The 13,082-nt window shown below is 67.6% G+C and carries 11 protein-coding genes; 3 read left to right on the top strand and 8 right to left on the bottom strand.

Annotation, left to right across the window (positions count from 1 at the left end):
- Positions 1 to 76 precede the first annotated feature (76 nt).
- The 7 genes from BAY61_RS08985 to nadD all read right to left on the bottom strand — a co-directional run bounded on the left by BAY61_RS08985 (position 77) and on the right by nadD (position 6,769).
- The gene (locus BAY61_RS08985) at positions 77 to 2,482 is read right to left on the bottom strand and encodes a DNA internalization-related competence protein ComEC/Rec2 (protein WP_091794945.1); all 2,406 of its coding nucleotides are present in this window, start codon (positions 2,480 to 2,482) and stop codon (positions 77 to 79) included.
- Positions 2,479 to 3,348, bottom strand: a complete 870-nt coding sequence (locus BAY61_RS08980) for a ComEA family DNA-binding protein (protein ID WP_091794942.1) — start codon at positions 3,346 to 3,348, stop codon at positions 2,479 to 2,481. Before BAY61_RS08980 ends, BAY61_RS08985 begins: the two co-directional genes overlap by 4 nt.
- A gap of 117 nt (positions 3,349 to 3,465) precedes the next feature.
- Positions 3,466 to 4,329 (bottom strand): DegV family protein, encoded by an 864-nt coding sequence (locus BAY61_RS08975; RefSeq protein WP_091794939.1) that lies wholly within the window; start codon positions 4,327 to 4,329, stop codon positions 3,466 to 3,468.
- 10 nt (positions 4,330 to 4,339) lie between these two features.
- Positions 4,340 to 5,101, bottom strand: a complete 762-nt coding sequence (octT, locus tag BAY61_RS08970) for a diglucosylglycerate octanoyltransferase (protein ID WP_245865937.1) — start codon at positions 5,099 to 5,101, stop codon at positions 4,340 to 4,342.
- 2 nt (positions 5,102 to 5,103) lie between these two features.
- Entirely contained in the window at positions 5,104 to 5,715 is a 612-nt protein-coding gene (locus BAY61_RS08965; RefSeq protein WP_091794933.1) for a histidine phosphatase family protein, read from the bottom strand.
- Positions 5,712 to 6,110: a ribosome silencing factor gene (rsfS, locus tag BAY61_RS08960; protein WP_091794930.1), complete on the bottom strand. Its 399-nt coding sequence runs from the start codon at positions 6,108 to 6,110 to the stop codon at positions 5,712 to 5,714. Before rsfS ends, BAY61_RS08965 begins: the two co-directional genes overlap by 4 nt.
- Before the next feature lie 65 nt (positions 6,111 to 6,175).
- Positions 6,176 to 6,769: a nicotinate-nucleotide adenylyltransferase gene (gene nadD, locus BAY61_RS08955; protein WP_091794927.1), complete on the bottom strand. Its 594-nt coding sequence runs from the start codon at positions 6,767 to 6,769 to the stop codon at positions 6,176 to 6,178.
- Between the two features lie 417 nt (positions 6,770 to 7,186).
- Between nadD and BAY61_RS08950 the strand changes: the two genes are divergently transcribed.
- Positions 7,187 to 9,292: a RecQ family ATP-dependent DNA helicase gene (locus tag BAY61_RS08950; protein WP_091798490.1), complete on the top strand. Its 2,106-nt coding sequence runs from the start codon at positions 7,187 to 7,189 to the stop codon at positions 9,290 to 9,292.
- A gap of 369 nt (positions 9,293 to 9,661) precedes the next feature.
- The gene (locus BAY61_RS08945) at positions 9,662 to 10,942 is read left to right on the top strand and encodes an MFS transporter (protein WP_091794924.1); all 1,281 of its coding nucleotides are present in this window, start codon (positions 9,662 to 9,664) and stop codon (positions 10,940 to 10,942) included.
- Positions 10,943 to 10,959: 17 nt separating this feature from the next.
- Here BAY61_RS08945 and BAY61_RS08940 read toward each other — a convergent pair whose 3' ends face one another.
- Positions 10,960 to 12,306, bottom strand: coding sequence for an FAD-dependent oxidoreductase (locus tag BAY61_RS08940; protein WP_091794921.1), 1,347 nt, complete (start codon positions 12,304 to 12,306; stop codon positions 10,960 to 10,962).
- Between the two features lie 125 nt (positions 12,307 to 12,431).
- On the opposite strand from BAY61_RS08940, the gene BAY61_RS08935 reads away from it, so the two are divergent.
- A complete protein-coding gene (locus BAY61_RS08935) occupies positions 12,432 to 13,076 on the top strand; it encodes a TetR/AcrR family transcriptional regulator (protein WP_245865935.1) in 645 nt (214 codons plus the stop codon).
- The last annotated feature ends 6 nt before the right edge of the window (positions 13,077 to 13,082 follow it).

Here is a 13,082-nt window from a genome sequence, read left to right as displayed (position 1 = left end):
GCCCACGGCGCGACGTCACCACGTCGCGCCGTGGTGAGCTCACGTCATCACCGGAACGGGCAACTCCACGATCACCTCATGGCGACCGTCCTCTTCGGACAATCGCGATGTCGTGGCCGTCCTTGACCACCGCGACATCCCCCGCCGTGTCGGTTCGTGTCACCAGTGCACCTCCGGATGTCAGTGTTCTCATCGTGACCGGGCTCGGATGCCCGTAGTTGTTGTCGGCTCCCACGCTGATCAGTGCGATCCGTGCTCGCACCGCTCCGAGGAACGGCGGCAGGCTGTACCGGCTCCCGTGGTGCGGCACCTTCAGCACCTCGGCACGCAGATCGGTGCCCGCGTCCAGCAGGTCGCCCTGTGCCAGCAGTTCCACGTCACCAGTGAGCAGAACTCTGCCGGCCCCGGTGTGGGCTTTGACCACCAGCGAGGCATTGTTGATGGTCGAGCCGTCGTCGTCCTCGCTGCTCGCGGGTGAATATCGAGGTCCGAGGACGTCCAGTCGCAAGCCTGGCCAGGTGAGCCGGTCACCGGCTTTGAGTTCCAGCAGCGGGACGCCGTGCCTGGCCGCTTCGGCGGCCACCCGACGCCAGGCCCATGACGGTGTCCGGCCAGGTCCGACCGCGACCGCACCCACCGACCGCGCGTCGAAAACCGAGGACAGCCCGCCGACATGGTCGGCGTGAAGATGGCTCAACACCACCATCGGTACGCGTTCGATGTCGAGCCGGTCGAGGCAATCGCCAAGCGGAGCGGGATCAGGCCCGGTGTCGACCACGACCGCGCGCCCCGGCTGGCTGGTCGCCAGCACGACACCGTCGCCCTGACCGACGTCGCATGCGACGGCCGTCCATCCCGGCGGCGGCCAGCCTGGCGTGACCACCTGAACCGGCACGAACACGATCAGCACGCCGGTGAGCGTCAGCGCGAGCCCCATCCGAGCGGCCCTGAAACGGATCGCCAGCACGAGAAGCGCGGCGATTCCAAGCGCGAACAGACCTCCCCACCAGCCGGCGGGCCACGGCATCACCGCACCGGGGACTGACGCCGCCTCCCTCGCCACGAGGATGAGCCAGCCAACGCCGGGACCGGCGACCTGTACCAGCAGCTCGGCGCCGCCATGCCAGAGCGGAGCCAGCACGACGGCGAGCACCCCCAGCACGGTGACCGGCGCGACCACGGGTGCCGCCAGCAGGTTCGCCACCGCCGACACCAGGCTGACCTCTCCGGCCATGCCCGCGATGAGCGGCGCCGTCGCCAGAAACGCCGCCACCGGTACCGCGAGCGCTTGCGCGACGCCGATGGGCACCTTGCGCCGGTGCATCGCGTCCGACCACGGCGGTGCCAGCAACACGAGGCCGGCCGTCGCCGCGACCGACAGTGCGAAACCCATGGTCGTCGCCATGGCCGGGTCGTAGAGCACCAGCACGCACACGGCCGCCCCCAGGGCAGGTAACGCCGATCCTCGCCTGCCGAGCATGAGTGCCAGCAAGCCCACCGCACCCATGACGCCGGCCCGCAGCACGCTCGGTTCGTAGCCGACGAGGACGACGAAACCGATCAACGCGACGCCCGCGATGGCCGCGGCCGTCCGGGGCCCGCAGCGCAACGCACGCGCGGTAAGCAGGACGGCACCGCACACGATGGCGAGGTTCGAACCGGACACCGCGACGAGATGGGACATGCCCGCGTCCAGAAACTCCTCCTCGACGCGCTCCGGCAAGCCACTGGTGTCGCCGACGATCAGCCCGGGCAGCAAGCCCGCCGGTTCCGCCGGCAGCACCGAGGAGACGGTCCGCAGCTCCGCCCTCAGCGACTCGGCCACCCGCTGCCACCCCGGCGCGGGCCCCTTCGACTCCGGGGGACCACGCACGTAGGTCACGGCGACCGTCAGTTCACCACCGCGCGAGGGCGCGAGACCCCCGCTCGCGGTGACGTCTTGCCCCGGCAGCAGTCGTGACCACTCCTCGAAAGGCGCGATCAACAGGATCCTGCCCGCCGATCGCACTGGAATACCGCCGACGACGGCCTCTGTCAGATCCACCGGGACGACGACCGACTGGGCGCCCCCGGGCCTTCCCGCGTATCCGGCCGCGCGTACCAGGCGAGGCCGCTCGGCCACGGTCCCGCTGACGAGCGCCTCACCGCCGCGTTGCGCGTGTTCCCGCAACGGATGCTGCTGAGCCTGCGCGATCCGGAACGCCAGTGCCGAGGCCACGAGTACCCCGCACACGATGAGAGTTCCGGCAACAGGCAACCGCCAGTCCGGGTCGCGTGTGGACGGCCTTCGTCTTCGTCGCCGGATCAACGCACAAGCGGCGACGAGGCCGAGTACACCGCAGACGACTGTCGCCACCCAGTGCCACAACAAGCCGAGCAGCGTGGCCGTCCACACGAGAATCGCCGCGGGAACCAGACGGAAATCGTGTCCGCTGGCACGGCGCAGCTCGCCGCACGGCTCCGTTCCGGTCAGCCGGGTCATCCCAGAGTCACCTGCTCACGAAGCTCCGCGAACCGTTTCTCGCCGATGCCGTCGACTTCTCGCAGTTGCTCCACGGCGGTGAAGCGGCCGTTGCGCGCCCGCCAGTCGAGTATCCGTTGCGCGGTCACCTCTCCCACCCCGTTGAGGCTCTCCAGTTGTTCCTGCCCCGCCGTGTTCAGATCGATCTTCGCGGTGTCCTGCTGGCCGGCGCCGGTCCCGGGCGGCGCGGGGCCAGATTCCGCCGCCATCACCTCGGGCGGTACGGGGACTCCGACGTACACCTGTTCGCCGTCGCTCAGCCGACGCGCGAGGTTGACCGACAGCAGGTCCGCGTCCTTGTCGGCTCCCCCGACAGCCCGGATGGCGTCGGCGACCCTCGCACCGGCAGGCACCGTGATCAAGCCGGGTTCGGCGACCTTTCCCACGACGCTGACCACCATCGGCTCGTCGCTGGTGTCCGTCGTGGACGGTCCCGTTGTCGCCGTGACGGCGGCCGCCTGCTGCTGAGCAACCGGCAGCGGGGGCGGACGTTCGGATGCCGGGCCCGAACCGGTCAGCATGACGACCGCGGTGACGATCACCGCGGCCACGACGAGACCGGTCGCGAGGAACACCCCGCGGCGGCGGCCGGGCCCGGACAACGCTCCCTCGGGAAGCCAGCGTTCGATCATCCGGCCGGCGCGGTCGGCCGGTGGCGCTTCGTCGTTTCGCGCGTTGTCCCGCTCGACCTGATCGGCAAGTTGCGCGAGGCGAGCACGTGAGGGAGCGGAGGCTTTTTCCTGTGAGCGAACAGAACCAGCACCGCCGTCCGCGGTGTCGTCTGATGTGTCCTCTGTGGAGGAACGGGTCGTGGCTTTCTCGAACACCCGATCGACGCTAGAGAACCCTCCTTGCCACCGGAAGCGTGAATTCGCCAATCTGTGGACAACCGGGCCCCTGTGGACAACTCGGGGTCGACGGCCACTTGTCGGCAGCGGTGTGCGCTAACGTCGGACAGGCACCGATTCCGGCCGCTGCACGACAATGCCGAGCACGCCGGGACCGGTGTGCGCACCGACCACCGCACCCAATTCCGACACGACACACCCCTGAGAACGAGGCAACATCTCCTCAAGCCTTGTCGCGAGTTCGGCGGCACGCTCCGGCGAGGCGAGATGGTGCACAGCGACCTCGATCGCCTCGTCGCCGGCCGACCGCGCGGCGAGGTCCAGCAACCGCGCGACGGCGCGATGCATGGTGCGTACCTTTTCCAAAGGCCGGATCTCACCCTCCTCCACCCGCAGGACGGGCTTGACCGCAAGCGCAGTGCCCAGCAACGCGGCCGCTGGACCGATCCGTCCCCCACGCCGGAGGTATTCCAATGTCTCGACCACGAAGAACGTGTCCGACCGTTCCGCCGCGGCGACGGCCGCCGCCTCGACTTGCTCACCGCCCGCTCCCGCCGACGCCACGTTCGCGGCATGCAGCGCCGCAAAGCCGAGACCCATCGCGGTCGTCCTCGAGTCGACGACCCGCACCCGGTCCGGCCCCACCTCTTGAGCCGCGAGTACCGCCGATTCCCAGGTTCCCGACAGTCGCTTCGACAGGTGGACCGACACCACCGTGTCGGCGCCGTCAGCCAATGCGGCACGGAAGGCGGAGGCGAAGGCCGACGGCGCCGGCCGTGACGTCGTGACGATGTGCCGCTGCCTCAGTGCCTCGGCGAGCGCCGCCGGACCGACTTCGACGCCATCCAGTGCCGCGACCCCGTCGATGAGCACGTGACATGGAACGACCCGGATCCCGTGTCTCTCGGCGAACCCTTCCGGCAGGTGAGCAGTGGAGTCCGTTACGACGGCGACCGGCACGGATGCCAGCCTACGTCGCCTGGCCGCGCGTGCCGGTCGTCGGCGCGCCGACCTCGCCGAGCAGCGGCGTCACGAGCGCGGCCATGGCGGCTCCGACCGCGTCGTGCCCGGCCCAGCCCCAGTGCATCCCGTCGGCGTTGCCGTGGCCCGCGAGCACGTGCTCGCCGACGACCTCGGGCAGGTCGAGCAACGGAACGGCCGCCCGGGCCGACCACGCGGCCAGCCTCGCCGCCGTCTCGGCGCGAGCCGTGTGCACGTTTCCATAGGAGGCCGCACGGTGCACGGAAGGCAGCCATCCGGCGATCGGCAGATCGGGCCGCAATGTCCGCAACGCGCCGACCGCGGTGTCCAGATAGCACACCGTGAGCTTCGGAGGCAGTACGGCGGGCCTTCCCCTCATCGCGACCGCCAGATGCGGCTGAGCCGCGAGGTAACCGCCGCGCACCATCCGCCGGAGCCGGTCGGGCCGCAGATAACGCAGACCGACCCGCAGATAGGTCGGCAACGGCGAGGGCAGCGTGTCCATACTGCCGACGGCGAAGACGACCGCGTCGGCGCGGCGGACGTCGGCCCACACGCGCGGGTCGCCGGTCAGTGCCCACCACACGTCCCGCGCGTTCCACCCGATTCCGGCGACCAATTCGGCGCTGCCGCCCAGGCGCTCGGCCATGATGTTGGGCCACAGCCTCGGATCGTCGGCCGCGCAGCCGCCACCGGGGCCGTGGAAGCTCAACGAGTCGCCGAAGACGAGCAGCTTCGGTCCGGTGGCCATCGCTAGCCGGTCATGCCCGCGTTGTAGGCGTGCAGCCGCCATCCGCCGTCCCTGAGACCTAGCTCGACCCAATGGCAGTTGCCGATGCCGCCGAGCGAGGGCCAGAGTTCGACCGGGAGCGTCATCAGGTGCGCGACCAGCGCGACGATCAGCCCGCCGTGTGCCGCGAGCAGGACGGTGTCGTACTCCTGCGTCTCCTGCGACAGGTCGGACACGACTTCCGAAGCACGCTCGGCCACGTCGATCCGGGTTTCACCGCCTGGTGGTGCCCAGGTCGCGTCAGTGCGCCAGCGTTGCCTGTCGCCAGGCGAGCGGATGTCCACCTCGGCACCGGTCAGCCCCTGCCACTCGCCGAGATGGGTTTCGCGAAGCCGCTTGTCGATGCGCAGCGGAACCCCGATCGCCTCGGTGAGCACCGTCGCCGTGTCGGTTGCCCTGCGCAGATCGGATGCGATGACGACGTCGGGTTCGAACCGCGCGAGCGCGAGTGCGGCGAACCTGGCTTGGTTCCAGCCCACCTCGGTCAACGCGGAATCGAGGTGGCCTTGCATTCGGCCGGCCGCGTTGTAGTCGGTCTCGCCGTGCCGCCACAGCACGAGCCGCCTCAGGCTCACGGGGCGTCCGGATCCGCGCCGGGCTCTTGCCCGTTGCCGAGGCCCTCGACCTCGATGCGGGGGCAGTCCTTCCAGAGCCGCTCAAGGCCGTAGAACGAACGCTCCTCGTCGTGCTGGACATGCACGACGACATCGACGTAGTCGAGAAGGACCCAGCGGCCCTCCCTCGCGCCTTCCCTGCGGACCGGCTTGTGTCCCGCGATACGGAGCTTTTCCTCGACGTTGTCGACGATGGCGCCGACTTGGCGCTCGTTGGGTGCCGACGCGATCACGAACGCGTCGGTGATGACGAGCTGCTCCGAGACATCGAGCACGACCACGTCGGTCGCCTTCTTGTCCACTGCTGCGTGCGCGGCGGCAGTCGCGATGTCTCGTGCTTCGGCCGTCGCTGTCACGGTGCTCCTTCTGGATCGAACTGGCTCCGCAAAAGCCTACCTAACGGCACCGACGGTTCTGTCGGTCATGTCTCCTGCCGGTACAGCCGCCGTTTGTCGATGTATCGCACGACCCCGTCGGGAACCAGGTACCAGACCGGCTCGCCGCTGCCGACGCGTTCCCTGACCCCGGTCGAGGAGATCGCCATCGCGGTGACCTCGACCAGGCTGACCTTGCCTTTCGGCAGATGGTGGTCGTCGAGTTGATATCCGGGTCGTGTCACTCCGATGAAGTGCGCGTACTTGAACAACTCGTCGGCGTCCCGCCAGGTCAGGATCTGCTCAAGAGCATCGGCACCGGTGATGAAGAACAGTTCGTCATCCGGGTACTCGGTATGCAGGTCGCGCAGGGTGTCGACGGTGAAGGTCTGCCCTTCCCGGTCGACGTCGACCCTGCTGACCGAGAAGACCGGGTTGGACGCGGTGGCGATGACCGTCATCAGGTAGCGGTCCTCCGCCTTGGACACGACGCGGTCGACCTTCTGCCACGGCTGGCCGGTCGGCACGAAGATGACCTCGTCGAGGCCGAAACGATTCTGCACCTCGCTCGCGGCGACGAGGTGACCGTGGTGCACAGGGTCGAAGGTTCCCCCCATGACACCGATGCGACGTGACGACATGAAAACCCACCCTATACACCCAGGTGAGCGACCTCGGCACGGACCGGTGCCGAAGGGTCGTGTCGCGGGAGCAGGCCCCCCGCTCCCCGTGCTGAACCTGCTCCCGCGACACTTCCGCGACCGGCGATCTGGGGGACGTCGCCGGGCGCCAACGACACCCCGCGAGTGCTGGCGCAGCGAAGAGACGTGGCACTCGAAGCCTCATGACGCGAGTCATGAGAGTGACCTGCGTCACATACGATCCCGGTTTTCGTTGACGAGAGTTCCGTTCGCACTCGCCCTCGGCCGACAACGTCGGCCACATCCGGTACAGCTATCAGCAGCGCCCCAGCCAACGCCACCCGAACAGCCCGATCACCGCCCCCGGCACCAACCGAAAGCAGACGGCCCGTGGACAACAAGGACACCATCAGCACCGTGGACACCACCGCGCTGAGGCAGCAGGCGGAAGAACTGCTGCGCGCGCTCGCCGGCGACGGCGCGACCCTGCGCGAGGATCAGTGGACCGCGATCGAGGCATTGGTCGCACACCACAGGCGAGCCCTCGTCGTACAGCGCACGGGGTGGGGAAAATCGGCGGTCTACTTCCTCTCGACCGCGCTGCTGAGGCTGCGAGGGGCGGGTCCGACCGTGATCATCTCGCCATTGCTCGCGTTGATGCGCAACCAGATCGCCGCGGCGGCGAAGGCGGGTATCCACGCGGTCACCATGAATTCGGCCAATCAGCAGGAATGGGAGGAGGTGCAGGCCGCGATCGAGGGAGGCAGGGTCGACGTCCTGCTGGTGAGCCCCGAGCGACTGAACAACCCGGATTTCCGCGACACCGTTCTGCCGAAGCTCGCCGCGTCGGCCGGGCTGCTCGTCGTCGACGAGGCACACTGCATCTCGGATTGGGGGCACGATTTCCGGCCCGACTACCGGCGACTGCGCACTCTGCTCGGTGAACTGCCCGACGGTGTCCCGGTACTCGCCACCACCGCGACGGCGAACAATCGGGTCGTCACCGACGTCGCCGAACAACTCGGCATCGGCAACAGGTCCGACACACTCGTGCTGCGAGGGCCGCTCGACAGGGAAAGCCTGCGACTTGCGTGTGTGTCACTCGACAACGAGGCGGCACGCCTGGCCTGGCTCACGGAGAACCTCGATTCGCTACCCGGCTCCGGCATCATCTACACGCTGACGGTGGCGGCGGCCAACGACATCACCACGCTGCTGAACGAGCGGGGCTACCCGGTGGCGGCCTACACCGGCAAAACCGACCCAGCCGACCGCCAGGCCGCCGAGGACGACCTGCTCGCCAACCGGGTCAAGGCCCTCGTCGCCACATCGGCACTCGGCATGGGGTTCGACAAACCCGATCTCGGTTTCGTCGTCCATGTCGGCGCGCCCTCTTCCCCGATCGCCTACTACCAGCAGGTGGGTCGCGCCGGCCGTGGGGTGCGGAGAGCCGAGGTCATCTTGCTCCCCGGCTCGCAGGACGTGCAGATCTGGGACTACTTCGGTTCGCTGGCTTTTCCGGAGGAGAACCGCGTCGGCCAGGTACTCGACAGTCTCGCGCGCGCCGACCGTCCACTGTCGACAGCCGCGATCGAGCCGACGGTCGAGTTGTCGCGATCCCGGCTTGAGATGGTACTCAAGGTGCTCGACGTGGACGGCGCGGTCCGGCGCGTGCGCGGCGGCTGGGAATCGACGGGGAGGCCGTGGAGTTACGACGCGGAGCGCTACGAGCGCGTCCGTACGGCGCGGGCCGAGGAACAACAGGCAATGATCGACTACCAGGCGACCGGCGGCTGCCGGATGGAGTTTCTCCGGCGGCAACTCGATGATCCGCAAGCAACGGCGTGCGGGCGCTGCGACAACTGCACCGGAGACCGCTGGGAAACCACGATATCCGCGGAGGCCACCGAGGCGACCAGCAGGCAATTGAGCAAACCGGGAGTCGAACTGGCCGCGCGACGCCAGTGGCCCACCGGTATGGCCACACTCGGCATCCCGCTTTCCGGCCGGATCGGCAAGGACGAACAGGCCGCACCGGGCAGGACGGTAGGCAGGTTGACGGACGTGGGCTGGGGAACACGACTGCGGGAACTCGTAGGTCCACACGCAACGGACGACGTGGTTCCCGAATCCCTGCTGCAAGCCTGTGTCGCCGTACTCGCCTCGTGGGACTGGGAGCAACGACCGGTCGCCGTGGTGGGCATCGGCTCGCACACGCGACCACGGCTCGTCCAGTCACTCGCGGAGAAACTGGCCTCGGTCGGCCGCCTCGACTTCGCCGGGATGCTCGACGCCACCGGGCCACCTCCGCGCAGAGCCAACAGTGCGCAGCGACTCGCCGACCTGTGGGCACGGCTGAGCCTTCCCGACGATCTGGCCGCCCGGGCGCGAACACCGACCGGGCCGGTGCTGCTGGTCGACGATCTCGTGGACACCGGCTGGACAATGACGCTGGCGAGCCGGATGCTGCGCAACGCGGGGGTCCCCGCCGTACTGCCGTTCGCCTTGGCTTCTACTTCGTGAACGGAAGGAGGCGGCCACCTTCGGATGGCCGGTATGCGGCAGGCCGGTAATCAGGAATGAGAAAGCAGCGGGGACCGGATCCCGTCCGGCCGCATTGCGGCGGCGGTCGTGTCAGCCGCGTCGGTACTGAACGAACGTGCACACGTGACGTCGCACATGAACCTGGACAAAACAGGCGCGGCGTCGGGTGTCTTCGGATACGACACTCGCGGACTCGTGCTGGTCGCCGGGTTTTCGCGTTGTTCCACCGCCGCCGGACAATGCGGCCGGCGCAACTCGCCGGCGAGACAGCCGCGATATCAAGACTTCCGTGGCAACAGCTCGTGTGGCAAAGTGCCATCGCATATTACGCGAACGTGGAGGATCGACATGGTCGAGTCGAACGTGGGCGTTCCGGTCAAAGACCGTCTTCCCGTCCGCAGACTGTTCGCCGCCAGCGTCGGAAATGCCCTGGAATGGTTCGACTGGACCATTTACGCGACCTTCAGCATCTACTTCGCCAGTGCCTTCTTTCCCGGTGATCTCGCCCAGATCAACACGTTCGCCACCTACGCGCTTGCCTTCTTCTTCCGCCCGCTCGGCGGAATGCTGATCGGTCGATTCGCCGATGTCAGGGGCCGCAAGCCCGCGATGATCTTCACGATCCTGCTGATGGCGGGGGGCTCCATCCTGATCGGAGTGCTGCCGACGTTCGAGCAGGTCGGCTGGTTCGCTCCGCTACTGCTGTTGCTGGCCAGGATCGCTCAGGGACTCTCACTCGGCGGTGAGGTGTCCAACGCTTCTGCCTATCTCGGCGAAATCGCCCCCGCGCACCGCCGAGGCCGCTACTCGTCGTTCTTCTACATCTCGACAGGCACAGCGGTACTACTGGCCTCGATACTGGGGTTCACGCTCGCCAGGACGATGAGTGAGGCCCAACTCGAATCCTGGGGCTGGCGGCTGCCCTTCCTCCTCGGTGGCGTACTGGGGCTCATCGGCCTGTGGCTACGCAGGAGCCTTGAGGAAACCGAGCAGTTCAAGGACAACAAGGCGACGGCCCGCAAGGTTGAGCGGCCACTGTTGACGACCCTTCGCAAGCACCCCAAGGCCGTCGGGCAACTCGTCGGCTTCACGATGCTGTCGACCCTGTGCTACTACACGTTCTTCAGCGCGTTGACACCGTTCGCGGTCGACACCCGCAAGGCGGATGCCGTCGACGTCTTCCTCGCCCTCTCCATCGGTACCGCGTTGTTCGTCGTGCTCCAGTATCCGATGGGGGTCATCTCCGACCGGTTCGGCCGCAAACCGCAGCTTCTGGTGTGGTCGGCGGCCATCGCGATCACCATCGTGCCGCTGTCGACCCTTGTACAGCCCAACTTCTGGGGCCTGCTGGTGGTGTTCTGCGTGGGGCTGGGTCTCTACACCGCGATGACCTCGATCGCACCGGCGATCATGAGCGAACTGTTCCCCACCTCGCTGCGCGGACTCGGGATCGGCGCCTGGTACAACCTCACCGTCGCGGTGTTCGGCGGCACCGCTCCCCTGCTCATCGCGGCACTGTCCAACGCGGGCGCCGACATCGTGTTCTTCTGGTACGTGGCGGGTGCGGCGCTCATCGCGTTCCTTGTCATCTGGCGGCTGCCGGAGACCAATGGCAGCGAACTGCGCTGAAAACCCCTAGCCACCCGCTAGGAACCCTGGTCGCTGAACATCCTGCGCTTGAGCGACGGGACCGCTCCGGCCAGCCGCAGCACGTTCTTGAACAGCACTCTGCCCGCGATGTTGGTCGACACGAACTGCTCGGCCGCGCGCAACGAGTCCCTGACCGCCGCGAAACCGTACTCGGTCATCTCGGCCTCGTAGTCACCGATGGCGGCGACTACCTCGCGTTCGCCCCGGTGCACGGCGACGAGCGCCCGGCACAACAGGGCGGCGTCGCGCAAGGCGGTGTTCGCTCCGATTCCGCGGAACGGCGTCATGCTGTGGATCGCGTCGCCGAGTAGGGTGACCTTGCTCGGTTTCCATGGCTCGACGGGCACTGACGTACGAATCGGCAGCAACGACACGGTCGCGGACGGCGTCTCCCCGACCAATCGCCGGAACGCCGGATGCCAGCGCCGGATCTGGGTGCCGACCACCGAACGCAGTCGCGTGCCATCGAGTGTGGACAGATCGAGGCCGGCGGGAAAGGCGGAGCCGGTCGCGCCGTAAGCCCACATGATGTAGCTGCTCGTGTTGTCGAACAGCACCACGTCGTGTTCCGCGGTTTCGTCGTTGCCCCCGAAACCTTCGACGACCTCACCGGTTTTTTCGTGCGGGGCGGTGAACAAGCCACAGCCGCCGCGCGGGATGACATTGTTGGCGCCTGCCGACAACCGGGCGGGAAGACGGCGTCTGCTCTCGTCCGTCAGCGGGAATTTGCCGACGATGGTCGTGATCCCCGTATCCACCCGCTTCGCGTGCGGCAGGTATTGCTTCCTGACCCGAGAGTTCCCGCCGTCGGCTCCGACGAGTACGTCCGCTTCGGCCGTGCTGCCGTCGGCGAAGTGACAGACTATGCGGCCGTCGGCGCCGCGCTCATAACGGACGAACTCCTTCCCGTAGAACAGACAGCCCGCCAATTCGGCCGACAACACCTGGTGCAGGGTGATTCGGCTGACCGAGTGGTGCGCATCGACGGGGGCAGTGCCGGACACGAGATCGTTCTCCACAAGCATCAGTTCGGTCATGCGGTCGGTGAGGAAACCGAATCCACCGGTGTCGCGGCCACAGGTGCCGAGGAAGCTCTGCCACAGCGACGGCGACAGACATTCGTGCAGTGCTTTCGCGCCGTGGGGATTGATGTGCACGCGATAACCCTGGAGCCGCTCGGTGCGCAGCGCCGACCGTTCGTACACGGCGACGCCGACACCCGCCTTGCGCAAACCGTGCGCGAGACACAGCCCGCCCGTTCCCCCTCCGATGACCGCCACCCGCAAGGGCTTGCCTCGCGAAGGTCCGGCGGAGCTTGCGGGGTTCGAGATCGAGTCCGTCATGATCCGCTCCTGTTCGGTTCGACTACACAACCATAATCAACCCAAAAGTTGAATCAATCAACCCTGAGTTTGATTGATTCAACCCTGAGGTCACATCAGGGTCGCCGGTGAGTTACCGTGACGCCGTGCCAACCTCCGAACCGGCTGCGCGCTCCCCCCGCCGCACTCCCAGGCAGAGCGAGCGCCTTCGCGACCCCGAGCGCACCCGAGCCCGCATCATGGCCGCGGCAAAGGAGCAGTTCGCCGCACACGGGTTCGCCGCGACCCGTATCAGCGACATCGCCGAACAGGCCGAGGTGAACAAGCAGCTCATCTCGTACTACTTCGGCGGAAAGGAAGGGCTCTACACCGAGGTGATCGCGGCGACCCTGCGCACCAACGCCTCGATGACCGCCAACGACATGCCACTGGAGGAGGTCGTCGCCGCATTCGTCGTCGGAAGCACGGCCGACCCCGCCGCGAGCCGACTGCTGATGTGGGAGAACCTGACCGACAGCGGCCAGGACAGCGCGGAGGGAGAAGCCCAGCGTGAGTTCATGCGAGAACAAGTCGCCTACGTGCGCGGGCGGCAACGCGAAGGCGAACTGGCCGAGGACATCGAGCCCGCGCACCTCCTGCTCATGTTGATCAGCGCCGCGAGCGCGCCTCACACGTTCAGCAGGATCGCCAGAGCGATCTTCGGAACCGAGGCATCCTCCGCCGAGTTCGCGGCTGCCTACGCCGAACAGCTTCGCCGGATCGTGCGTCACCTTTCCCCCGAAGGAAATTGACGCCCG

The organism is Prauserella marina (assembly GCF_002240355.1).
Lineage (GTDB): Bacteria > Actinomycetota > Actinomycetes > Mycobacteriales > Pseudonocardiaceae > Prauserella_A > Prauserella_A marina.
The sequence above is the reverse complement of the archived record's forward strand: the minus strand, read 5'-3'. Positions and strand labels throughout refer to the sequence as shown.